Origin of the sequence: Fodinicurvata sp. EGI_FJ10296, assembly GCF_040712075.1 — a bacterium.
In the GTDB taxonomy this organism is placed as follows: Bacteria; Pseudomonadota; Alphaproteobacteria; order DSM-16000; family Inquilinaceae; genus JBFCVL01.
Genome location: NZ_JBFCVL010000003.1, coordinates 224,008 through 247,530, shown reverse-complemented (window position 1 = coordinate 247,530; position 23,523 = coordinate 224,008). Strand labels below are relative to the sequence as shown.

The 23,523-nt window shown below is 63.4% G+C and carries 22 protein-coding genes and 1 tRNA gene; 8 read left to right on the top strand and 15 right to left on the bottom strand.

The window, feature by feature from the left end; translation table 11 throughout:
• Positions 1-3: 3 nt before the first annotated feature.
• On the bottom strand, positions 4-738 hold the full coding sequence (locus tag ABZ728_RS07350) for a GntR family transcriptional regulator (RefSeq protein WP_366655444.1): 735 nt from the start codon (positions 736-738) through the stop codon (positions 4-6).
• 211 nt (positions 739-949) lie between these two features.
• Here ABZ728_RS07350 and ABZ728_RS07345 point away from each other — a divergent pair, with 211 nt between their 5' ends.
• Genes ABZ728_RS07345 through ABZ728_RS07325 form a run of 5 tightly spaced genes read left to right on the top strand, consistent with a single transcriptional unit; the run spans position 950 to position 7,511 of the window.
• Positions 950-1,957, top strand: coding sequence for a TRAP transporter substrate-binding protein (locus ABZ728_RS07345; protein ID WP_366655443.1), 1,008 nt, complete (start codon positions 950-952; stop codon positions 1,955-1,957).
• Positions 1,958-1,989: 32 nt separating this feature from the next.
• Positions 1,990-2,421, top strand: coding sequence for a RidA family protein (locus ABZ728_RS07340; RefSeq protein WP_366655442.1), 432 nt, complete (start codon positions 1,990-1,992; stop codon positions 2,419-2,421).
• Positions 2,418-4,526, top strand: coding sequence for a hydantoinase/oxoprolinase family protein (locus ABZ728_RS07335; protein WP_366655441.1), 2,109 nt, complete (start codon positions 2,418-2,420; stop codon positions 4,524-4,526). Before ABZ728_RS07340 ends, ABZ728_RS07335 begins: the two co-directional genes overlap by 4 nt.
• Positions 4,523-6,190 (top strand): hydantoinase B/oxoprolinase family protein, encoded by a 1,668-nt coding sequence (locus ABZ728_RS07330; protein ID WP_366655440.1) that lies wholly within the window; start codon positions 4,523-4,525, stop codon positions 6,188-6,190. Before ABZ728_RS07335 ends, ABZ728_RS07330 begins: the two co-directional genes overlap by 4 nt.
• 13 nt (positions 6,191-6,203) lie before the next feature.
• The gene (locus ABZ728_RS07325; protein ID WP_366655439.1) at positions 6,204-7,511 is read left to right on the top strand and encodes an aminotransferase class V-fold PLP-dependent enzyme; all 1,308 of its coding nucleotides are present in this window, start codon (positions 6,204-6,206) and stop codon (positions 7,509-7,511) included.
• Between the two features lie 105 nt (positions 7,512-7,616).
• Here the strand turns inward: ABZ728_RS07325 and metK are convergent, their stop codons facing one another.
• The 3 genes from metK to ABZ728_RS07310 all read right to left on the bottom strand — a co-directional run bounded on the left by metK (position 7,617) and on the right by ABZ728_RS07310 (position 10,553).
• Positions 7,617-8,792, bottom strand: a complete 1,176-nt coding sequence (metK, locus tag ABZ728_RS07320; protein ID WP_366655438.1) for a methionine adenosyltransferase — start codon at positions 8,790-8,792, stop codon at positions 7,617-7,619.
• Positions 8,793-8,904: 112 nt separating this feature from the next.
• On the bottom strand, positions 8,905-9,774 hold the full coding sequence (locus ABZ728_RS07315; protein ID WP_366655437.1) for a methyltransferase domain-containing protein: 870 nt from the start codon (positions 9,772-9,774) through the stop codon (positions 8,905-8,907).
• Positions 9,775-9,776: 2 nt separating this feature from the next.
• Entirely contained in the window at positions 9,777-10,553 is a 777-nt protein-coding gene (locus ABZ728_RS07310) for a class I SAM-dependent methyltransferase (RefSeq protein ID WP_366655436.1), read from the bottom strand.
• Positions 10,554-11,573: 1,020 nt separating this feature from the next.
• Between ABZ728_RS07310 and ABZ728_RS07305 the strand changes: the two genes are divergently transcribed.
• Together ABZ728_RS07305 and ABZ728_RS07300 are read left to right on the top strand one after the other, a co-directional pair.
• Positions 11,574-12,086, top strand: coding sequence for an Hsp20 family protein (locus tag ABZ728_RS07305; RefSeq protein WP_366655435.1), 513 nt, complete (start codon positions 11,574-11,576; stop codon positions 12,084-12,086).
• Between the two features lie 62 nt (positions 12,087-12,148).
• Positions 12,149-12,382, top strand: coding sequence for a DUF1150 family protein (locus ABZ728_RS07300; protein WP_366655434.1), 234 nt, complete (start codon positions 12,149-12,151; stop codon positions 12,380-12,382).
• A gap of 443 nt (positions 12,383-12,825) precedes the next feature.
• Here ABZ728_RS07300 and ptsN read toward each other — a convergent pair whose 3' ends face one another.
• The 9 genes from ptsN to ABZ728_RS07255 all read right to left on the bottom strand — a co-directional run bounded on the left by ptsN (position 12,826) and on the right by ABZ728_RS07255 (position 20,308).
• Positions 12,826-13,284 carry a PTS IIA-like nitrogen regulatory protein PtsN gene (gene ptsN / locus ABZ728_RS07295; RefSeq protein ID WP_366655433.1) on the bottom strand — a complete coding sequence of 153 codons (459 nt, stop codon included), beginning with the start codon at positions 13,282-13,284 and terminating at the stop codon, positions 12,826-12,828.
• A gap of 31 nt (positions 13,285-13,315) precedes the next feature.
• Positions 13,316-13,921: a ribosome-associated translation inhibitor RaiA gene (raiA, locus tag ABZ728_RS07290; RefSeq protein WP_366655432.1), complete on the bottom strand. Its 606-nt coding sequence runs from the start codon at positions 13,919-13,921 to the stop codon at positions 13,316-13,318.
• A gap of 271 nt (positions 13,922-14,192) precedes the next feature.
• Entirely contained in the window at positions 14,193-15,746 is a 1,554-nt protein-coding gene (rpoN, locus tag ABZ728_RS07285) for an RNA polymerase factor sigma-54 (protein WP_366655431.1), read from the bottom strand.
• Positions 15,747-15,758: 12 nt separating this feature from the next.
• On the bottom strand, positions 15,759-16,532 hold the full coding sequence (gene lptB / locus ABZ728_RS07280; protein WP_366655722.1) for an LPS export ABC transporter ATP-binding protein: 774 nt from the start codon (positions 16,530-16,532) through the stop codon (positions 15,759-15,761).
• Positions 16,533-16,603: 71 nt separating this feature from the next.
• Entirely contained in the window at positions 16,604-17,452 is an 849-nt protein-coding gene (locus tag ABZ728_RS07275) for an LptA/OstA family protein (protein ID WP_366655430.1), read from the bottom strand.
• Positions 17,449-18,162: an LPS export ABC transporter periplasmic protein LptC gene (lptC, locus tag ABZ728_RS07270; RefSeq protein ID WP_366655429.1), complete on the bottom strand. Its 714-nt coding sequence runs from the start codon at positions 18,160-18,162 to the stop codon at positions 17,449-17,451. The genes ABZ728_RS07275 and lptC overlap by 4 nt, the downstream gene beginning before the upstream one ends.
• A 14-nt stretch (positions 18,163-18,176) precedes the next feature.
• Complete coding sequence (locus ABZ728_RS07265) at positions 18,177-19,193, bottom strand: KpsF/GutQ family sugar-phosphate isomerase (RefSeq protein ID WP_366655428.1); 1,017 nt, start codon at positions 19,191-19,193, stop codon at positions 18,177-18,179.
• Positions 19,194-19,420: 227 nt separating this feature from the next.
• Complete coding sequence (locus tag ABZ728_RS07260; RefSeq protein ID WP_366655427.1) at positions 19,421-20,053, bottom strand: ribonuclease H-like domain-containing protein; 633 nt, start codon at positions 20,051-20,053, stop codon at positions 19,421-19,423.
• A gap of 168 nt (positions 20,054-20,221) precedes the next feature.
• Positions 20,222-20,308: transfer RNA gene (locus ABZ728_RS07255), tRNA-Leu, on the bottom strand.
• Between the two features lie 333 nt (positions 20,309-20,641).
• Between ABZ728_RS07255 and ABZ728_RS07250 the strand changes: the two genes are divergently transcribed.
• A complete protein-coding gene (locus ABZ728_RS07250; RefSeq protein WP_366655426.1) occupies positions 20,642-21,628 on the top strand; it encodes a complex I NDUFA9 subunit family protein in 987 nt (328 codons plus the stop codon).
• A gap of 47 nt (positions 21,629-21,675) precedes the next feature.
• On the opposite strand, the gene ABZ728_RS07245 is transcribed toward ABZ728_RS07250, so the two are convergent.
• Entirely contained in the window at positions 21,676-22,443 is a 768-nt protein-coding gene (locus tag ABZ728_RS07245; protein ID WP_366655425.1) for a hypothetical protein, read from the bottom strand.
• 404 nt (positions 22,444-22,847) lie between these two features.
• Entirely contained in the window at positions 22,848-23,516 is a 669-nt protein-coding gene (locus ABZ728_RS07240) for a glutathione S-transferase family protein (RefSeq protein ID WP_366655424.1), read from the bottom strand.
• Positions 23,517-23,523 lie beyond the last annotated feature (7 nt).

Sequence of the window (23,523 nt, the reverse complement as noted above, 5' to 3'; positions counted from 1 at the left end):
TGGTCAGGCTTCCTCTATCACGGATTCGCTTTCGGCGTCTTGGTCAGCCGGTACGAGCGTGTGCAATAACGCCTGCGTCGCGCGGATATCGTCTTCCACGGCCGACCGGGCCGCTGCGGCGTCGCCCGCGTCCAGTGCCGCCACGATCCGTCGGTGATACTGGGCGCCGTTGGCGAAATCGGCCTGGCCCAGCAGCGGTTCGATATGGTGCGACAGCGCGCGCATATAGGGGCCGAGCCGCAGCCACAGCGCCTCGATCAACTGAGGCATGACCTCGGACCCCGAACCGGCATAGATCTGGAAGTGGAATTCCTGATTCCGGTCGAGCATCTCGTAAACGCCGTCTTCGACGCCGCTGGTCTCGTGCTGGATGCGCGCCTGCTCGATCGCCCGGCGGTCGCGCGCGCTCAGGCGCGGGACGGCCAGTTCGGTGGCATACCCCTCCAGCACGATCCGGGTCCGGAAAATGTCGTCCATGCGCGCGCGGCTGATGCCGGGCACACGGGCCGAGCCATTAGGCGACATTTCCAGCGCGTTCTCGGCGACCAGGCGGCGCAGCGCCTCGCGCACCGGCATGTGGCTGGTCTCGAACGCCTCGGCCAGGGCCGGAATGGTCAGCGTATGGTTCGGGTCGAACCGGCCGCGCACCAGCGCCTCGCGCAGCGCACGATAGACGCCATCCTGGACGGTCTGGCGCGATTTGATCGGTTGAACCATCCTGACCGTCGGATCCGACATCGTTGAATTCCCATCCCCTGCGTTGCCGACCACCATTGGAACCAATTAGCGGACGGGCCGAAAGCGTCAATGTCATCGCCGTTTATCCGTCAGCACATTCTTGATCAAACGATCATTCGATGTAAAGATCATCTCGGGCCGCACACGGTGATGTGGTGAGACCATGCGTCGCCGGCGACGGGAAACACTGAAAACGGGGAGTAGTCACGAAATGTCGGGAACGAAAACAGGATTGTCCGCCACCTTGATGGCGGGGGCCGCGTTAGCGGGCCTTTCAGCCGGAAGCGCAGAGGCGCAGGATCATCGCTGGAACATGCATATCGCGTTTCCGGCCGGGAACTTCCACACCGAGAACGCCGAAGCCTTTGCCGACCGGGTTGCGGAGGTCACCGACGGCGCCGTTGAAATCACCGTGCATCCGGCCGGGGCGCTTGGCCTTCAGGGGCCCGAGGTCATGGGCGCCGTGCGCGACGGCATCGTTGAAGCCGCCGACTATCACCTGATGCAGCAGGTCGGTGAAGCGCCGCTGATGGGCGTGAACGCTCTGCCGTATCTGGCGGTGGGCTATGACGAGGCCTGGACGCTCAACGAGATCGCGCGCCCGTATTACGAAGAGATCGCGGCGGACAACAACCAGGTCATCCTGTACGACGTGGCCTGGCCGGGCGGGCAGGTCTATGCCGACCGCGCGATCGAAACGCGCGACGATTTCTCTGGCGTGCGCATCCGCACCGCGGATTCCATCCAGTCGCAGTTCTTCGATGAGCTGGGCGCCAGCACGGTTCAGATGCCATGGGGCGACGTCGTGCCGGGGCTGGCCTCCGGCGTCATCGACGGCGTCACGACCTCGACCAGTTCCGGTGTCGACGGTGCGTTCTGGGAGTTCCTCGGCCACATGACGATCATGGATTACGTCAATCCGATCAGCGTCATGGCCGTCAATCTCGATGCCTGGAACGCGCTGTCGGACGAGCATCAGGAGGCCATTCGCACCGTTGCCGACGAGATGCGGCCGGAGTTCTGGGCACGGTCCGAAGCCGACGACGAGGAAAAGCTGGCGAAGCTCGAAGGCGAGGGGATCAGCGTATCAACGGTGGAAGGCGATCTGCACGAAGCGATGGTCGAGTCCGGTCAGGCGATCTGGGACGACTTCATCGCCGATGTCGGCACGCCGGCCGAAGAGATCATAACCGAGTATCGGTCGGAAATCGGCCGCTGACGTGAAACGACGCTGATCAGGCCCGTGCCCCAATGACACGATACGCAATCACAAGCGGTTCCCGCTTCGAGGCGATGGCCGGCTATAGCCGCGCCGTCGTCGACGGCGACTGGATCTTCGTGTCCGGCACGGCCGGCTATGACTTCGAAACCGGGGCGATATCGGACGACGCCCATGAACAGGCCGTTCAGTGTCTGGCGACGATCCGGCAGACGCTGCAAAAGGCCGATGCCGATCTGGCCGATATCGTCCGGCTTCGGGTCTATCTGGCCGACCGGGCCGATCTGGACGCGGTGTGCCGGGTCCTGGCCGGGACCTTTGACGACCCCAGGCCAACCAATACGACCATCGTTTGCATGTTCGCAGTCGAGGAGATCAGGGTGGAAATCGAGGTAACGGCGCTGAGGCGCAGCCGGGGGCAGGCCGGGAACGGGGCCGGGACAGCGTCGGGGGCCGGCTCATGAGCCATCGTATCGGCATCGATATCGGCGGCACCTTTACCGATTTCGCCGCACTCGACGACGCCTCCGGCCGTTTCACCATTCACAAGCAGTTGACGACGCCCGACGACCCTGCGCGCTCGGTGCTGGACGGGCTGCCGCGCCTGATGGACAAGGCAGCGATCGGATCCGGCGACGTGTCGACCATCGTCCACGGCACGACACTCGTCACCAATGCCCTGATCGAGCGGCGCGGCGCCCCCACCGCCATGATCTGCACGGCCGGGTTCAGCGACATGATCGATATCGCGCGCGAGCGGCGCTACGACATGTACGACCTGCGCATTGCCTATCCCCAGGCGCTGGTGCCCCGACCGATGCGCGTGGAAGCCGCCGAACGCGTCGACGCCTCCGGCGCCGTGGTCGAGGCGCTGGACGAAGCGGCCATGATCGACCAGCTCGCCGCACTGCTGCGCCGACAGAGCGTCGAGGCGGTCGCGGTCTGCTTTATCAACAGCTATGCCAATGACAGCCACGAGCGCCAGGCGGCAGCGGCCATAACGGCGGCCTTTCCCGATCTGCATGTCAGCACATCGGCGGATGTCTTTCCGTTCATGCGCGAGTACGAGCGCTGGTCGACGACGCTGATGAACGCCTATACCCGCCCGATGCTCGACCGTTATCTCGGTCGGCTGGAAGCGGGGTTGGATGCACTCGGCTTCGGTGGCGATCTGTTCCTGATGACGTCCAGCGGCGGGACGGTCGCCCCGGACACCGCCCGCCGCTATCCGGTGCGGCTGCTGGAATCCGGGCCGGCCGGCGGCATCCTGCTGGCGGCGCGATGGGGCGAGGTGCTGGGCCGCCCCAATCTGCTCGCCTACGACATGGGCGGGACGACGGCGAAAGGCGCGCTGGTCAAGGATGCCGTTCCGCTGAAGCGCTATGAGATGGAAGTCGCGCGCGTCCACGAGTTCCGCATGGGCAGCGGCCTTCCGGCAAAAATCCCGGTCATCGACATGATCGAGATCGGCGCCGGCGGCGGGTCGCTGGCGGCGGTCGACGACCGCGGCGCCATCAGCGTCGGGCCACAGAGCGCGGGCGCCGATCCGGGGCCGGTCTGCTATGGGCGCGGCGGCACCCGGCCGGCGCTGTCCGACGCCAATCTGGTGCTGGGGTATTTCAGCGCGGATTTCTTCCTCGGCGGGACCATGGCGCTGGATGCGGACGGCGCGGCCGACGCCATCGGCCGGCGTTTGGGCGCGGCGCTGAACGTCTCGGCAGTGCGCGCGGCCTGGGGCGTGCACGAAACCATCAACGAGGACGTGGCGCGGGCGTTCCGCAATCACGCCTCCGAACGCGGTTTCGACTATCGCCGCTCGGCCATGATCGCGTTCGGTGGCTCCGGCCCTGCCCACGCCGCCCGCGTCGCCCGCAAACTACGCGTGCCGGAGGTCATTCTGCCGGCCGCCGCCGGTGTGATGTCGGCCGTGGGCATGCTGTTCAGCCCGCTGACCTTCGAGGCGCTGCGCTCGCACCGGGTGGCGCTGGACGGCCTGTCGGTCGGGGCGTACGAGGACATCTTCGCCGGGGTTGCGGCCGAAGCGTCGGCGGCGCTCGGCTCCGGCACCCGTACCGCCGTCGTCACCCGGTCGCTGGATATGCGCTATGTCGGCCAGGGCTATGACATCGAGGTGACGATCCCCGATGGTTTGTCGCCCGCCGATCAGGTCGCCGCGTTGCCCGCCCTGTTTGCCGAGGCGTATGAGCGGGTGTTCTTCAAGAGCTTTCCCGACAAGCCGATCGAGATCGTCAGCTGGAAGGCCGAACTGCGCGGCCCGCGTCCGGCGACCGGGCTGGACCGGTGCTCGCTGGCATCGGTGTCTGGCGGCGGGGCCCGAAAAGGCACAAGGCGCGCCTATTTCCCCGAAGCCGGCGGCTATACCGATTGTCCGGTCTATGACCGCTACGCGCTGACATCGGACAGCCGGATTACCGGGCCGGCGCTGATCGAGGAAAACGAGGCAACCTGCGTCATCGGCGTCGGTGACAGCGTGACCGTCGACGGGTTCGGCAATCTGGTCGTCGCCATCGCGTCGGAAGCCATCCAACAGGGAGACGTGCGGTCGTGACCGACAAACTTGACGCCGTCAGCACCGGGATCATGTGGGACCGGCTGATCGCCATCACCGACGAGATCCAGACCGCGATCGTGCGCTCGGCTTTTTCCGTCGGGGTGCGCGAGGCGTGGGATCTGGCCTGCATCATCTTCGACGCCGAGGGCCGGTCGATCGCGCAGGCGACCCTGTCGATGCCGGCCTTCATCGGCACCGCGCCGCTGACCATGGCCCATATGCTGGCGCGATTCCCGGCGGAAACGCTGGCGCCGGGCGACGTGCTGGCGACCAACGACCCCTGGCTGGGCACCGGTCACACGCCGGATATCTGCGTCGCCCGGCCCGTGTTTCGCGACGGGCGGGTCGTTGCCTTCGTCATGACGATCACGCATCTGCCGGATATCGGCGGTGCGGGGCTGAATATCGCCAATCCCGACCTGCATCACGAAGGCATCATTCTGCCGATCTGCAAGCTTTACGAGGCCGGCCGGCCGGATGCCCTGGTGCACGACCTGGTCCGGCTGAACGTCCGCTCGGTGGACGAGGTGATGGGCGACATCGAGGCCAATGTCGTCGGCACCGATGTCGGCGCCCGGCTGATCGGCGAATTCATGGACGATTATGCCCTGGATGATCTGGCGCCGTTGGCCGACGCGATCATCGGGCAATCGGAGGCCGCCCTGCGTGCCCGGCTTTCGGCGATCCCCGACGGCCGTTATGACGGCGCCGTCCGGCTGGAGGGCGTCGACGACGATGTCGATATCGTCTGTTCGGTGACGATCGAGGGCGACCGTGCGACGGTTGATTTCGAGGGCACCGGGCCGATGGTGGCCAGCGCCATCAATGTGCCGTTCTGTTATACGCGATCCTTCACCACCTATGCGCTGAAATGCCTGTTGATCCCGGGCATCCCCAACAATCAGGGCGCCATCCGGCCGATCACGGTGACCGCGCCTGAAGGGTGTATCCTGAATGCCCGCAAGCCCGCCCCGACCGGCGGCCGCCATACGGTCGGCTGGTTCATCGTACCGGCGATCTTCGGCGCGTTGGCACCGGTGCTGGGCGACGCGGTGCAGGCCGATGCCGGCATGGCCTCGCTGATGCTCGTCACGGCTGCTTCGCCCAGCGGGCGCGACGTGGTCACTCAGTATTTTCTGGCAGGCGGATTGGGCGCGATGTGCGGCAAGGATGGCCAGACAGCCGTGCCGTTCCCGACCAACAACGCCGTGGTCGCCACCGAGATCTTCGAGCGGGAAACCGGCATCAGGGTGCTTTACCGCCGCCTGATCCCGGACACTGGCGGCATCGGTCGATGGCGCGGCGGACTGGGCCAGGAAGCCAGACTGTGCAACCACGGGCCGGGAACGGCGACCATCGACATTTTCGGGCTGCGGACACGCTTTCCCGCCCGGGGCTTCGACGGCGGCGGCAACGGCGCGCGGCGCGTTTTTCTGGTCAATGATGTTCCCATCCCGCCAAAGGGCCGGTTCCGGCTGGCCACGGGCGACACGCTGACCATCCGCGAAGCCGGCGGCGGCGGCTTCGGCGATCCGCATCAGCGCGATCCCGCAGCCGTGGCCGAGGATATTGCCTGGGGCCGGGTCTCGACCGAGGCCGCGCTCCGCGACTATGGTGTTCGGGTCGATCCCGAGACCGGCACGACGCACCGTCAAGATTGAATTGGATGACAGAATGACGATCACGAACGCCAGCCTGCATGCCGACACGCCCATTGCCGATCGCGGCGCCCCGTTTCCGTCCGACCTGTCGGCGGCCATCCGCGACCGGTTTCACCATGTCGATGCCTGTCCGATCACCGGCAAGTCCCGGATCTTTTTCGAAAGCGGAGGCGGATCGCTGAAACTCAAGGCCGCGATCGCCGCCAACGCCGACATCTCGGCCATTCCGGACCAGGAAGGCCGCGACAACCCGGCCTCGGCGTATCTGAGCGAGATCATCCGCGAGGCGCGCGCGGGGCTGTGGGACTTCTTCGGCGCGACGGAAGGCCAGGTCATCGCGGGCGAAACGGGCACGGAACTGCTTTACCGCTTCGTGCGGGCGGTGTGCCTTTCGCGGCCGGCGGGGCCGGTGCTGTCGTCGGCGCTGGAGCACCCCGCAACCTTCGACAGCGCCCGGCAATGGGCCGAGCGGACCGGCCGGCAGTGGATCGATGTCGGTCTCGATGCGCAGACGGGCGTGGTGACGCCGGATCACTATGCCGCCGCCGTGACGCCGGACACCTGTCTGGCGACGATCGTTCACACCAGCCCGCTGACCGGCATGCGGGTCGATCTGCCCGCCATCGTCAGTGCCATCCGGGCCGTGGCGCCGGATTGCTTCATTGTCATCGACGGCATTCAGCACGCGCCGCACGGGGCGCTGGACGTGGCCGCCAGCGGCGCCGACGCCTATGTGTTCTCGCCGTACAAGACCTATTCCCGCGTCTCGGCCGGCTTTGCCTGGATGGCCGATCGGCTGATCGCCCTGCCGCACGAACGGATGCTGGGGGCGCCGGAGAGCCTGTGGGAGTTCGGTACCCGCGATATGGGCATGCACGCGGCGCAGTCGGCGGTGATCGCCTATTTCGAATGGCTGGCGGAGCAGGTGGGGCCGGTGGCCACCGACCGCCGTGCGCGGCTGTTGGCGGCGGGCGCGGCCATGGCGGGGCACGAGCGCGCGCTGATCCATTGCCTGATGCATGGTGATGGCGAACATGCCGGTCTGGCCGATATCCCGGCGGTGCGCCTGATCGGGCCGATGGACAGCCCGGCGCGCGAGGGCATCGTGTCGTTCACCGTCGATGGCCTGTCAGCGCCGGATGTCGTCGCCCAACTGGCCGAACACGGCATTCGCATCCACGCGCGCAAGAACGACGCCTATTCCGGCCACCTGCTGAACGCGCTGGGCATGCAGGATTGCGTGCGGGTATCGCTGTGCCACTACAACACGGCCGAAGAGGTCTCGGCGTTGCTCGGAGCGATGGTGACGATCGTGCGATAGGCAGGCGATCGCGGCTCACCAATTCCGCACAAAGAAAAACCGGCGGCCCCAGAGGGCCGCCGGTTTTCTGTCGGCTGACAGCACGAATGCTGCCTTATGCGGCGATTATTCCGCCGCAGATGCCGCGGCCTGACGCAGCGCATCGGCCCGGTCGGTCTTCTCCCAGGAGAATTCCGGCTCCGGACGACCGAAGTGACCGCCGCTGGCGGACTTGCGGTAGATCGGACGCAGCAGGTCGAGCATCTTCACGATGCCCTTCGGGCGAAGGTCGAAATGCTCGCGGATGAGCTTCTCGATCGTGACCTCGGCGATCTTGCCGGTGCCGAACGTATCGACATGGACCGAAACCGGCTGCGACCAGCCAATGGCGTAGGCGAGCTGAACTTCGCAACGGTCGGCGAGGCCGGCAGCAACGACGTTCTTCGCAACGTAGCGTGCCGCATAAGCGGCTGAACGGTCGACCTTGGACGGGTCCTTGCCGGAGAAGGCGCCGCCGCCGTGACGGCCGAGACCGCCATAGGTGTCGACGATGATCTTGCGGCCGGTCAGGCCGCAATCGCCCATTGGTCCGCCGATGACGAAACGGCCGGTCGGGTTGACCAGATATTTCGTATCCTTGGTGATCATGTTCGCCGGGATGACCGGCTTGATGATCTGCTCGATGACGGACTCTTTCAGCTCGTCATAGGTGACTTCTTCGTCGTGCTGCGTCGACAGGACGACCGTGTCGACCGAGATCGGGCGATCGCCTTCATAGACCACCGAAACCTGCGACTTGGCGTCGGGACGCGCCCATTTCAGGGTGCCGTCCTTGCGCAGCATCGCGTGCCGGTTGGTCAGCTGATGCGAAAGCTGGATCGGCATCGGCATCAATTCATCGGTCTCGCGGCACGCATAACCGAACATCAGGCCCTGGTCGCCCGCGCCCTGATCGAGATCGAGGCCGGCGCCTTCGTCAACGCCCTGCGCGATATCGGGCGACTGCTTGTCCAGCGCGACCATGACGCCGCAGGTATCGCAATCAAAGCCCATCCGGCTGTCGGTATAGCCGATGTCGCGCACGGTTTCGCGGGCGATCTTCTGATAGTCGACCTGCGCGGTCGTCGTGATTTCGCCGGCCAGAATCACCAGACCGGTGGTGACCATGGTCTCGCATGCCACACGCGCCTTGGGGTCCTGCTCGAGGATGGCGTCGAGAACGCTGTCGGAAATCTTGTCCGCCATCTTGTCGGGATGACCTTCGGAAACGGATTCCGAAGAGAGAATGAATTGTCTGGCCATTATAAGTCCTTCTTTCTGTCTGCTATCCGTTCGAGGCCGGCAGCACGGCGCCTGAACTGCAGGATGGCTCCGCCGCCGGCGGCCCTGCCTTCCGGTCATGAACGGGGTGGTCTCAGTCCTTGCGGGCTATGAAGTATTCCCAGCCGATCTTACCTGCATTCGCACTATCGACCCAGAATTTCAAGGCTGTCGACGTGCGATCGACGACATCCTTACCAATCCGGGATTCGAACTCGTCACGACGCCCTTCCAGCTGGTTCCGGACAAACGCATAGGTAGGTGCGACGTTGTCGGACCAGTCCTCCTGGCGTGTAACCGTGAAACCGGCATCGCCCAGGGCGCTTATGTAATCGCTGCGATCCCACATATCCGGCGATTTCACGCGGTCGTAGATCCGCTCGCGGTCGGCGGCAGATGTGCCCGAGCGAACCAGCAGGTCTGTAAACACCAAGCTTCCGCCCGGCTTCAGAACCCGCGCCGCCTCGTCCAGCACGCGCTGTTTGTCGGCAGCGTGCAGAAAGGCTTCCTGCGACCAGTAATAGTCGAACGTCGCGTCATCGTAAGGCAGGTCGTGGAAATCGGCCCAGTCGAACGCAACCTTGTCGGACAAACCCTGGTCCGCGGTCAGTTGACGGCCCCATTCCAGTTCCTTGTCGGAAATGTTCGTCGCCAGCACGCGGCAGCCGAACTGCTGCGCGAGAAACCGTGCCAGGGCGCCGTAACCGCAGCCGACGTCGAGAACATAATGGTCGGTCGTCAATCCGGCCGGTTCGGCCATCTTTTCGTTCGACCGCCGCATGGCTGCCTGAAGGCTTTCATCCGGCGAGTCGAAATATCCGATATGGATGTTTTCGCCCCAGATATCACGGTAGATCGCGTCGGCGGCACCGTCATAGTACCGCTGCGCTTCTTCCACGACGCTGGAGATCTTGTCGGACAGGCCCGGGGAAGATCCCCGGGCATCGGTCTTGGCATTAGCCATGATTACCCCCGTCCGTTGCTGCTGAGCTTCCCGGGCTTGACGGCGATCTGCTGGATGAAATCGGCTTCTTCGTCGTTGAAGTTCGCCTTGAAGTCGCCGAACGTCTGGATCTGCTCGAAGCCGGCCTCGGTCAGAAGGTCGCGGACGTATTTCTGACGCAGCGGGAACATGTTCAGGTGGTACTTGCTACCGTCGGCATAGGAATACTCGAAACGGCAGACCTTGTCGGAAATCTCGACCGGGCGGGCATCGACCTCGTCACCCGTGTAGTAGAACTGGTGCTTGGTCGAGAAACCGTTGTCGAGAATGCTGTCGTAGTTCCTGTGGTCGAGCGCCAGCACGCCGCCGGGCTTGAGCGAGCGGAACATCGCCTTGAGGCTTTCCAGGCGCGCCTCATGCTCGAAAAGGTGAGTGAAGGCGTTGCCCAGGCAGAGATGCGCGTCGAAATGCTCGGCGCCGTAATGGGTGTCCAGATCGGCCCATTCCACGGTCTCGGCACCTGCGAGCTTGACGTTCAACCGCTCGGCGTTTTCCTTGATCTTGGTGACCATGGTGCGCGCGCCGTCGGTGGCGACGGCCTTGAAGCCCTGCTGCGCCAGCGTAATGGCATGGTAGCCCGTGCCCGCGGCGTTGTCGCAGACATATTCGCAGCCGTGCTTCTTCAGGATGTTTTCAAAAAAGCCGTTTTCGGCCTTCTGCCGGCCTTCCCACCCGATGAGGTCGTCCCAACGGGAAACGAAGTCGGTCGTATATTCGCTTTTATAATGTTCGTTGTGCATCTGTGTGCCTCCTAGCGGATAACTGGGTATTCCACATCGCCCTGCCGCCGGGTCCACCCGGATCGAAATGCGCAGTGCGCATCAACGGTCACAGTGCCCTGAGACCGGCGAGCGACATGGATAGCCGAATGAACCCGTAAGCTCAGCCGACAAGAACATTGGTTGATCAAGGGCGCTGTCGATCGGCGCCGAACGGGTCGCCGTGAAGAGCGCGCCGTCATATGTAGATCGCTGTAGTCAGCTACAGCTTCATTCCTATAAGCCCCAAATCGTCAATCTCGGATCGATGCGGCTGAGTGGGTATATGCCGAACGGGGGCCGGGATGCAACAGGGATGTTGTTGCAATGACGTGACGGTACTGCATCGGGGGCGTCACTGACGCGCCATTATTGCCAAAGGATTTGGCCTCCACGGAATTGCCGCAAACGGCACTTTTCCGGGGGGTTCGAAGGGGTTTTGCCGGTGTCGGCCGGCGCGTCGAACTGAGGATACAACGCGTCGCATTCAGGACACCAAAAAAGTTCCGTCACACTTTTCCATCCGGATCAGGGCCGTCTGAATTGAAATTTAATTACCAGAAATCCGCAAATCTGCCTGGCCCCGGGCTACCTGGCTCGCGGGCACGCGCCATCGTTCCCGGCCGCTGTCTGACACCTTGCCGGGAAAGTTGCGGCGGAGTTGATTCCCGGCCGGCGCGTAGCCAAGTAAGGATACGGGAGTTGCTCCAGTGGAGGATCCCGCGTGGAGGCCCCCAGTTGGGGGCAGATTACTGGTAGGCGCACGGGTTCGCTCATTCGCAATTGCGTTTCGGATCCGGGCGCTGCATCGTTCATCGAGGCATCAGCCGCCGCTGCTTTGGCAAACGACGCCTCCAGCGACAGTTTGATGACGAAGATCCGTCGGTCGTGCCACCTTGGGCGGCGACGGTCAGGTACGGGCGCAGGTTCGTTCAGCGCGTCGGGTGGATTTTCCGCCGGCGGCTTCGGACCGGCTACTCGCTCGACAGAGGAGAGAGCGCCGTGAACAGGATTTCGGTATTCAACAGCCCCCTGATGGTGGGGTTCGAGCAGTTCGAGCGGGCCCTTGATCGTGTGGCGAAATCGTCGTCGGACGGATACCCGCCTTATAACATCGAACGGCTTGATGACGACCATTTGCGCATCGTGCTGGCCGTGGCGGGCTTCCGGAAAGATGAGATACAGGTTCAGGTAAACGCGAACCAGTTGGGCATCCGCGGACGTCAGATCGATGAGTCGTCAACCAGGGTATTCCTTCATCGCGGCATTGCCGCTCGTCAGTTCCAGAAGTCGTTCGTCCTGGCCGAGGGCCTGGAGGTGGTCGGCGCGGTGCTGGCAGATGGACTGTTGTCGATAGATCTCAAACGTCCGGAACCCGAGGATTCGGTTCGGACGATTCCGATCGAAGTGCCCGAGGCCTCTCCGGAATCCGCGATTGCCGAGACATTCCTCAACGGGAACGGGACTGGCCTTAACGGGAACGGGACTGGCAACGGACCGGGGGCGGCAGAGTGACGACTGCGGCAGATTTCGCTACAATCAGATCGACAGTGCAAGATTTTAGTGCGGAGGCAGATATGCAATCCCAGGATGTGAAGACGACGATGGAACTGAGCCGGCATATGTCGCCGACGGATTTCGCGGCTTATGGCACGCAGGAAATCGCCTATGTGAAGACCATCGATCAGGAGGGCTCAACAGCCTTCGCCGTGCATGCCGCGGATGGCACGCAGCTGACCGTGATGACGGAACGCGATCAGGCTTTCGCCGTGATTCGCCAAAACGATCTGGAGCCGGTCAGCGCCCATTGACGAGGAGCCTGTTTGACGCTGGCACCACAGGGCGGGTGGACGCAGTTCGTCCGTGACCCATTGGTGGCAGCGTCAGCAGTCGCAAAATACGGGAGCCGGTTGACCGTCTCGATTGCATCAGAAAAAGCCGCCCGATAAACATTCGGCGGCTTTTTTCCTATGTAACCCTTCCCATCCTCCACCCTGATCGTCCCCGACATCCATCGGGGACCCCCGAGCCGGATGCACCCGGTTCGAGTGTCACGACTGAGAGTTGCTCCACGAGGTCCCGGATCGCCAACGCGTCACTTCGTGTCGCGCTGCGCCCGGGACGATCAGGGTGTGGAACTCACCATTTCCGCTATCGATCTCATTGTGTGAATACCGTAGCGATCAAGTCGGGCGCGATGAGGAATGACGATGCGCTCCCTGGACGGCGGCGGCCGTGCCGGAGGGTCTGGCGGTCAGGCCGCGCTGGCGTCGAGTTGGGACGCGATCACGGCAAAAATCGCATCGCTCGTCTCGCAGCCCCGCAGTTTCTGGCACAAGGCGGGGTCCCGCAACAGGCGCGAGACCTTGGCGAGGGCTTTGAGGTGATCGGCGCCGGCTTTTTCAGGCGCCAGCAGCATGAAAATCAGATCGACCGGAGCGTCGTCCACAGCGTCGAAGTCGATCGGCTTTTCAAGCTTGGCAACAAATCCGTGAACACTGGTCAGTTGCGGCAGTTTGCCGTGCGGTATCGCGACACCGCGGCCGACACCCGTGGTGCCCAGTTTTTCGCGGTCCAGCAGGACGTCGAAAATGGCCCGTTCACGCAGCCCCGTTACAGTGGCGGCGTGCCGGGCCAATTCCTGCAATACCTGCTTCTTGCTGGTACCCCTCAGGACCGGGATGATGCTGGCCGGCGTTACGAAGTCCACCATAACGGCGATCCTTTCGTGGGGGACCGACTGATCACTTTGCTGCAGTCTCGGTGTCTTGCGAGCCTGAGACCTGAGGATCGACCCAACCGATATTCCCGTCCGGCCGACGATAGACCATATTCAGGTTTCCCTGTTTGGGATTGCGGAACATCAGAGCCGGCAGGTCAGCCAGGTCGAGGCGCATGACGGCCTGCGGGACGGTCAGGGTTTCGATATCCGTCGGCGTCTCGGCCACGATGACCGGATGATCCGGTTCGTTGTAGTCATCGCTTTCGGCCTCGGGCTCTGCCTCGAGGACATAGGCGTGGGCTGCCATGACCTCGCCCGTCGAACCAACGTCCCGGTGGTGATCGCGCAGCCGGCGCTTGTAGCGGCGCAGCCGCTTGGCGATCTTCTCGACGGCCTTGTCGCATGCGGCATAGGGAGCGTCGGCTTCGGCCTGCGCATTCATATGAATGTCGCGGCCGACATGCACAGCAATATCGGTCCGATAGAGATGGGCCGTCTTGGTGAAAACGACGGACGCCTGTATCGGATTGGAGAAATATTTCTCCGTAATCTCGGTGAGCTCAGTTTCCACATGTGTGCGGAGAGCATCGCCTACATCGAGCTGTTTGCCCTTGACCGTAAGCTGCATGGTCGTACTTCCAGAAGTGATGGATGAGGACGGAAGCTGTAGCGTCTTCGGTGGCCCCAGTCTCGCGGGCCGGGACCATAGGGACGCTGCCAGATCATTGTCAAGCGCGGGCGCGGCGGGGCACGGCGCCTCCTGTTCGCAGTGACGAAAACGGCATCGCCGCTCGTGTACCTTTCGCCCGGCTCGAAGAGCCGATCCGGGCCCGGTTCGCACAGGGTAAACCCAAATCGTCGGCAGGCAAACGCAAACCGGCCTGCCATCATGGCTGCCATCAAGGTCGTATCCCCTTTTCGCGGCGCCTCTGGACCGATGACGGTATGCGAAGCGCTTCGCGATACTTTGCTATCGTTCGACGGGCGATGTCGACACCGTCTGCCCGAAGAATTTCGACGATTCGATCATCCGACAGCACCGTATCGCTCGTTTCGGCGTCGACGAGTGCCTTGATCCGCGATCTTACGGCCTCGGCCGAATGAGCCACGCCGCCATCCGCACCCTGGATGGAGGAGGTAAAGAAATATTTCAGCTCGAAGACGCCGCGCGGCGTCGCCATGAACTTGTTGGAGGTCACGCGGCTGACCGTGCTTTCGTGCATGCCGATCGCATCGGCGATGTCTTTGAGCACCAGAGGCTTCAGCGCCCGAACGCCGCTTTCGAAAAAGGGCGATTGCTGACGGATGATTTCGCCGGCAACCTTGAGAATCGTGGTCTGGCGCTGGTGGAGCGACTTCACCAGCCAGTTGGCCGACGCCATGCACTCGGAAAGGTATTCCTTGTCGCTCTTCTCCGTCATCGACTGCGACACCTCCTGATAATAGGGGCGGTTGACGAGCACCCGGGGCAGCGTTTCAGGGTTCAATTCGATCAGCCAGCTGCCATCGGCCTTGCGCGACATGAGAATGTCGGGAGTCACCGTATGAACTGGGGCTGCGCCGAATCGTGCCGCCGGGCGGGGGTTCAGCGCCCTGATCTCCGCCACCATGGCTGACATGTCTTCCATGTCGACGCCGCATAGCCGCGTCAGGGTGGCGTAGTCGCGTTTCGCCAGCAGCGGCAGGTGATCCAGCAGCGCCGACATCGCAGGGTCGAGCCGATCTTTTCCGGCGAGTTGAATAGCCAGGCATTCCCGAAGCGTCCGCGCAAAAATCCCCGGAGGATCGAGCTGCTGAACCCGGTGCAGGGCTGTCCCGACGATCGTGACGGACACCGTCAGTTCGCGGGCGATTTCATCTTCCGAACCCCCAAAATAGCCGGCATCGTCCAGATACTCCAGGAGATGGAGGGCGACGCGCCGGATCAGGGGCTCGCTGATATCGACATTGATCTGGCCTGTCAGGTGGTCGCGCAGCGTAATCTCGCCGGCAAGAAATTCATCGATTTCCGGGTGGGTGCCGTCGAAGTCCCGGGAGCCGCCGTTACCCCAGTTTTCCTTGTATTCCGGTGTGGCCTCGCCGGGATTGCCCTGCTGACCGTCGCCGGGGCCGAAGTCGCTGTTGAAGTCGTCCGACCCGACATCGAGCGGGCCGTCGTTGTCGGGCCTCAGATGTTCAGACGATGTCAGCACGTCGAGACCGGTGCGATCCGCGTCATCGCTCCTGGCTTCGGGCTCGGGCGGCGCATAGTCGGCCATGCCGCGGTCGTCGGGCGACTGTCCCTCATCCTCGGCACGGCCCCGTTCGAGCAACGGATTCTGCTCCACAGCCTGATCGATATACTCGACCAGTTCGAGATTCGACAGTTGCAGCAGCTTGATGGCCTGCTGCAACTGGGGCGTCATCACAAGTTGCTGCGACTGCCTCAGATCAAGTCGTTGTGTGAGCGCCATATACCGGCTTCGTTAAAGGCTGAAACGTTCACCGAGATAGACTCGCCGGACATCGCCGTGTGCGACGATATCCTGCGGCGCACCCTCCATCAGCACAGCGCCATCGTGGAGGATATAGGCGCGGTCGACAATCTCCAATGTCTCACGAACATTGTGGTCCGTTATAAGGACGCCGATACCCCGGTCGCGCAACTGAGTGACGAGGTCGCGGATATCCGAGACGGCAATCGGGTCGATGCCGGCCAGAGGCTCGTCGAGGAGCATGAAATTCGGCCGGCTGGCCAAAGAACGGGCGATCTCGCAACGCCGTCTTTCCCCGCCCGACAGCGCGAGTGCCGATGCCCGCCGCAGATGGCTGATCGAGAATTCGGCCAGCAGATCCTCCAGCATGGCGGCGCGGACCTCGCGATCGGGTTCCGTTGCTTCAAGGACGGCGAGAATGTTCTGCTCGACGGTCAGCCCGCGGAAGATCGAAGCTTCCTGCGGAAGGTAGCCGATCCCCATCCGGGCGCGCCGATACATGGGCAATCCGGTGACGTCTTCGCCATCGAGAAGGATGCTGCCTGTGTCCGGCATCACCAACCCGGTGATGATGTAGAAGCTCGTGGTTTTGCCGGCGCCGTTCGGGCCGAGCAGACCCACGGCCTCTCCCCGTCGCACCCTCAGGGACACGTCGCGAAGAATTGGCCGCCGGCGGTAGTGTTTGCCCAGATGCAGGGCTTCCAGACCACCCAGGCCCTCTTCCACGCCAGCGGGCTCGCCATCGGTCGCGGGCCCGGTCGTCATCAACTGATCGCTGCGGCCATCCATCGGATATCTCGGCGTATGAGGGGGCGGGGCATAAGGGGGGCGGGCGCTCAGTTCGAGAACAGAAGGCCGCGGACGCGGTCGCCGGTCCCTTCTTCTCCCGACGAAAGCAGTCGGCTCGCACCTGTGTTCATGTTGACCTCGGCGACGTCGCCCTCCAGCTGATTGTCGCCCCGGGTCAGTGCGACATTGCCGGTCAATGTTGCGATGCCGGTGCGCAGGTCGTATACACCCTCGTCGCCGTGGGCGACGTCGGTATCCGTGATGATTTCAACATTGCCCTCGGCGTTGACGACACTGATCGAGCGATCTCCGTTGTCGTTCTCGCCGAATTCGGCGACCAGTTCATCGGCGGAAATCTGATTGCCGTCCTCCTTGTTAACAGCCATGGCATCGCCGATAGCGCGCGCGAGATTGCGGCTCTGCCAGTATTCCAGCCGATCGGACGCCGTCACGCGTTCAATCGGGGTCTCATAGCTGACTTCCGATCCCGTCAGGACAAAGACGTCGTCGTCCAGTTCATAGACGCCGCGATCGCCGGTGGCGCGTTCGGTCGGGTTTTCCGCCACGACGTTGCCCTCGGCCACGAAGCGATAGATCTCGGTCTCGCCGTCCTCGGTTTCCCGGTAATGGGCTGTAAGTACGTCGCCGTAGATGGTGCCGTCGCCCTGGCGCATCCGCGCGTCGCCCCGGGCGACGTAGATCTGCTCTTCTTCGAACCATTCCAGCGCCTCGGCGGCGTCGACCTCGATCGGTTCGTCCGACGAAGAGCCGAAGGGCAGGCCCTGGGCGTCTACGGTGCCGGTTCCGGCGGCCAGCCACAGCGCAGCAACGGCAACCGCCGCAGATACCGTCGGCAAGGCGCCCCGGCGATGCATTTGTTTCAGTGTTTGATTCATTGGTTTCGCTCCCCACGCCCGTTCGTCAAGACCAGTCGGGATTGACCGGTAAAGATGATCGTATTGCCTGAATCCTCGACCCGAAACCCCTCGGCGTCGATAGTACCGGCGGGACCGCTGCCGGTCACGGGCTGATCGCCCCAAACTACCTGTTCGCCGACATTGGCGTGCGCTTCGGAGGTACGAAAGACATATCCGTCATCGCGATGCAGTTCGACGTCGCCGCGCATGACCAGATCCTCGGTCGTTTCATTGTAAACGGCACTGACGGAATCGATGGTCACACGTCGACCCGATGTCAGCGTCATTTCTGCCACCGGTTCCTGCAGGTCGAGCCGATCCGCGCTGTCGGCCGGCCGCGTCGCCTGTGCGGCGGTGATCCGATAGGGCTGATCGCCGGCGTCGGTCCCCTCGTAGCGGGGATTGAGAACCGTGGTGTCGCCGCCGGAGGTGCTGATGCTGACGGTCGTTGCCGGCAGCCCCGCATCGCGCAGCTGGGGCCACAGGAATATCAAGCTGACAATGGCAAGGACCAGCAACGGCAGGACGATCCGCAACAGGCTGACGAATCGCGAATGCGCCCTGTGCCGGCTTTCATCGCGCCGCCTGGGCCCGAAACGGGCGGCCCGCCGGCCGCGCTGTTCGAGGCTGTTTCCAGGGGCGTCCCGAAGGTCACTTCCAGAGCCGGACCCCGTATGCATCGCGTCCATCGCCATCACCGCTGTCAGGCTACGCCTGCCCGGAGCACATCGTGAATATGCAATATGCCCAGCGGCTGACGTCTTTCGTCGGTGACGAACAGGACGGTGATGGCATGGGTGTTCATGACGCCGAGGGCTTCCGCCGCAAGCGCGCCGGGGCCGATTCGCCGGGGCCCTGTGGTCATGATTTCTCCGACCGGCCGCTGCAGCAGCGTGTCGGACATGTGGCGGCGAAGATCACCATCGGTAACGATGCCTGCAAGGGCGCCGTCGGCGCCGGTGATGCCGATGACGCCGAATCGCTTTGCGGTCATGGTCAGAATGGCCTCGGCCATCGGCGTTTCCGGCGTAACAAGCGGCAGTTCGTCGCCGGCATGCATCACTTCGGACACCTTGATCAGCTGGGCGCCGAGCGCGCCGCCCGGGTGAAAGATCTTGTAATCCTCGGAGGAGAAACCCCGGCGCTCCAGCAGTGCGATCGCCAGAGCGTCGCCGAGCGCCAGCGTCATCGTGGTGGATGTTGTCGGCGCCAGGCCCATGGGGCAGGCTTCCCGCGTGGCCGGAAGCAACAGAGTCACCGTCGCCTGTTCGGCAAGTGGGCTTCGGGCTCCGCCGGTGACGGCAATGATCGGCATCGAGAAACGACGGCAGTAGGCGATAATGTCCGCCAACTCGGCGGTACCGCCGGAATTCGACAACGCCATCACGCAATCCTGCGGCGTCACCATGCCGAGGTCGCCGTGGCTCGCCTCGCTGGGATGGACGAAGAATGCCGGTGTGCCGGTCGAGGCCAGGGTCGCCGCGATCTTGCGGCCGACATGACCGCTTTTGCCCATGCCGGTCACGATAACCCGTCCCGTCGCCGCCATGATCGTTTCGACGGCTGCGGCGAAGGACGCGCCGAGATCTGCCGCCAGTCGTTCCAGCCCGGCGATTTCCGTTGCGAGCACACGCCGCCCTGCAGCAACCGCGTCCGCGTCGGGGGCAGAAGTATCGGGCGTGGCGTTGTCGTGCGGCATCGGCTGCTGGCGGACGGTCATGAAATCCCAGTCTCTGTTGATGAGGCCGATCGGGCGGCGAACTACGAACGTACCAACGAAAATCGGATCACTATACCTCCGGAGATGCGACCGCATGGTGATCCTGGCAAGGCGAAAATCAGGCGTTCGGCCGGCCGACGGCAAATGCAGAGGTACGGGCAAGCGGTATGGGACCGGCCGCAGCCGACTCCGGCGCTTGCCCCGCTGCCTTTCCCGGACCGCCGTCCTTAATGGCTGAAGATATCGGGATCATCCCAGCCGCCGAGATCGAGTTCGCCGCGGATGGGCAGAAAATCAAAACAGGCTTGAGCGATATGGGTCCGGTCCTCGCGTGCCAGCAGAATGTCGAGCTGGTGCTTGAGGGCATGAAGATAGAGAACGTCGCCTGCTGCGTATCGTTGCTGGTCCGAAGTCAATATTTCAGCACCCCAATCCGACGTTTGTTGTTGCTTCGATATTTCCACGCCAAGCAGATCCCGGCAAAGATCTTTCAGCCCATGCCGATCAGTATAAGTCCGAACCAGCTTTGACGCCACCTTTGTGCAATAGACGGGGTGCAATTGGACGCCGAGATAGGCTTTTAGCACGGCGACGTCGAATCGGGCGAAATGGAACAGCTTCAAAGTTGCCGGATCGCTGAGAAGACGGACCAGATTCGGCGCCTCGTATTGTCCCTTCGGTATCTGCACAAGATGGGATGTGCCGTCGCCGGACGAAAGCTGGACGAGACAAAGCCTGTCGCGGGCCGGGTTGAGGCCCATGGTCTCCGTGTCGACGGCAACGGTCGGCCCGAAGGTGATATCGGCCGGCAGATCGCCGACATGCAGTTGAGGCGGCGGGGGCGTCGAGCCAGTGAACATGAGGCGCAGGCTTCCTTGTTCTTGTGAACCATTCCGGGTTCTTGTGAACCATCCTGATCGTGATTCCGCGCCGTCGCGGCTGGCGCGAACGAAAAAAACCCGCCGTCACCGGAAGGAGAGGGCGGGCATCGACATCGACCGCAATCTGCGCGGCCTAGCGGTATTACATGGTGCCCAGGAGAAGACTCGAACTTCCACTCCCATACAGGAACTAGCACCTGAAGCTAGCGCGTCTACCAATTCCGCCACCTGGGCTCTGGAGCGGGTAGATAATGAACGCCGAGCGTCCTGTCAACATCAGTTCGCCAGCGACGTCCGATTGTCGCGAAAATAAATTCGATGTCGCCCGTCGCCAGCGGACGTTCGCGGGGGCGGTCGTGAGCCCGGTATGCCGAATCGGACAGTCCGGGAGCGGGTCTGGCCGACGTAGGGCGAATCCCCTCTAGAGTCCGCCGTCGTCGTCCTATATAAGGCCCGGATGATGGATGATGCATCGGGACGATGACGGATGATGCCGCGCTGGCGGCGCAGCGACCGGTCCCGACTGCAGTCCGATATCGAACGCTGAACCATTGCCGGAGCGAACGCATGCCGACACCCGCATCAACCCACCGCGTCGTCACGATATTCGGCGGTGCCGGTTTTCTGGGCCGCTACATCGTGCGTGATCTGGCCAAGCGGGGCTGGCGTGTCCGGGTCGCGACGCGCGACCCGGACAAGGCATTGTTTCTCAAACCCATGGGGTCGGTGGGTCAGATCGTCCCGCTGCCGGCCAATATCCGCGACGACGACTCGGTCGCTGCCGTCGTCGACGGGTCGGATTTCGTCATCAATCTGGTGGGAATTCTGGCCCCGTCGGGCAAGCAGACCTTCTCGGCCGTTCACGCCGAAGCGCCCGGCCGGATCGCCAGAATAGCCGCCGAAGCCGGCGTGAAGCGCCTGATTCAGGTATCGGCAATCGGCGCGTCGCCGGACTCGCCGTCGGACTATGCCCGCAGCAAGGCTGCCGGCGAGGCGGCTGTGCTCGAAGGCTTCCCGGCGGCGACGATCCTGCGCCCGTCGATCGTCTTCGGGGCAGAGGACGGATTTTTCAACCGCTTCGCGAATATGACGCGGTTCTCGCCATTCCTGCCCCTGATCGGCGGTGGAAAGACCAGGTTCCAGCCTGTTTATGTCGGAGATGTTGCCGATGCCGTCATGGCATGCCTCGACCGGGACGATAGCCAGGGCAAAATCTTCGAACTGGGCGGACCGCGAAGCTATACGTTCCGCGAGTTGATGGAATTGATGCTCAAGGTGATCGGACGGCGCCGGATTCTCCTGCCGCTGCCATGGAGCGTGGCACGGATCATGGGCAGCATCTTTGAACGGTTGCCGTTGAAAATTCTGACGCGCGATCAGGTCACCCAGCTGCAACACGACAATGTCGTATCCGGTGCACTGCCCACGCTTGCCGATCTTGGTGTCGAGACGACCGCCCTGGAAGGCATTCTGCCAAGCTACCTGGACCGGTATCGGATCGGCGGCCAGTTCAGCCGATACCGCCAGGGAACGCCGCCAACCAGACCCGCCTGACCCGAAGCGGGATCAAGCGGGCCCGGTGTCAATGAAATGACGTCGCGTCAGTTGCCGTTCCGGGCGTCGCCGTCGGTATTATCGCTGGCGGCGGGCGCTTCGCCGAAGGCCGAAAGGCGGATTCGTGCCCTGACTTCCACGCGCTCGGCGACGGCGACGCTTGGCGCGGCCGAGCGGCCACCGCCGGCATCCATCGCCTGCATGGGCTGCGCGGCGCGCTCCATCATCATCGGCTGATACTCGCCATAGTCGAAATCGATGCCGGCAAGGCGGAAATCACGCTCGGGAAAGGCGTCGTTAAGCCTGACCAGTTCCTCGCCCGCGCGCTGATAGATTTCCTGCCGCAGGTCGGCCGTGGTCGATTCGCGGTCGGCCAGCGTGGGGCTGAAATCCGTCTCCTCCACCTGAACGGCAAGTCCCGGGCGGCTGGCTTCACGCGCTTCATCAGCGAGTCCGTCGAGCCCCGTTTCCGGTAGTCGCGCTTCCGCCCGTGCAGTCCAGCGTTCCAGGCCGGTGTTGTCCTGACGGCGATCGTATGACAGGAAGCGCCAGTCGGCATCCGGATCGAGATCTTCCAGGACGTCGAGGAAGTCGGCGCGCAACTCGGCGGCTTCCGATCCTTCGCCGGCCGCTTCCAGCCGGATCACGACGCGGGCGGTGTCCGTCTCGACCCAGCCTTCCTCAGCCACGGTGAGCGTGATCTCGTCGACAATGGGCGGATAGCCCGGCGTCTGGGCCAGTGCGGCGGTGATTGGCAGCACCGAGAGCAGAGCCGAAAGGGGAAGCAGTCTCGCGGTGAGGGCTGGGGACTTCATGGGACCTCCTGATCGATCATTGGCACCGAATTGGCGAATTCCAGGAAGCATTGAGCCCCAAGCGGGCAAAATTGCGGTATCGAATAGGCATTTCAACGATCAGGCCCGGGCGATCAGGGGCCAGATAATGTCCTGCGGCATTCACGCAACGAGATCGAAAACGGAAATGATTTCCACGCCCTGATCGTCCCGTGCGCTGCGCGGCCACGAAGTGACGCGCCGCCGACCCGGGACCTCGTGCAGCCACTCTCGATCGTGACACACGAACCGGGTGCATCCGGCTCGAGGTCCTCGATCGGTATCCCAGGACGACAAGGGCGGGGACGATCAGGGGTGGGGGGGCGAGGATACACGAAAGTCCTTGAAGCCCGCAGAGTCAGGTTCGGGGGTCTGGCCGACAGCGCCTAGAAATCCAGATCGGCATAATGGGGTACCGGCGTCATGCCCGGAATGGTGTCGCTGAGCAGCGGGCGAAAGCTGGGCCGGGACTTTATCCGGGCATACCAGTCTTTTGCGCCGGGATGTTCGTCCCAGGGCACGTCGCCGAGATAGTCGACGGTCGACAGATGCGCGCCGGCCGCAATATCTGCCAGCGAAAAACTGTTGCCCGACAGCCAGTTCCGCCGGTCGGCCAGAAATGCAATGTAATCCAGATGGTAGTGGATATTGGCTTTGCCGGCTCTGATCGCGTCGGAGTTGGGGTAGCCCTGGCCCTGGAATCGCTTGAGAACCTTTTCGCCGATCAGGTTCTCGGTGACCTCGAACGCGAATTTGACGTTGAACCAGTTTGCCAGCCTCCGGCACTCGGCCCGGCTGACCGGATCTGCGCCGATCAGAGATGATTCGGGATGGACCTCGGCCAGATATTCCCAGATCACCGACGCGTCCGTCAGCGTCGTCCCGTCCTCGTCGATCAGCACGGGGACCTCGCCCGCCGGGTTCATCGCCAGAAACTCGCGGCGGCGCTCCCAGGTACGCTCCAGTTCGAGATCGAACGGCAGCGACATTTCGGCCAACAGGACGCGCACGATCCGTGACGGCGCTGACATCCAATGATGCAACAAGGTTCTCATGGCCCTA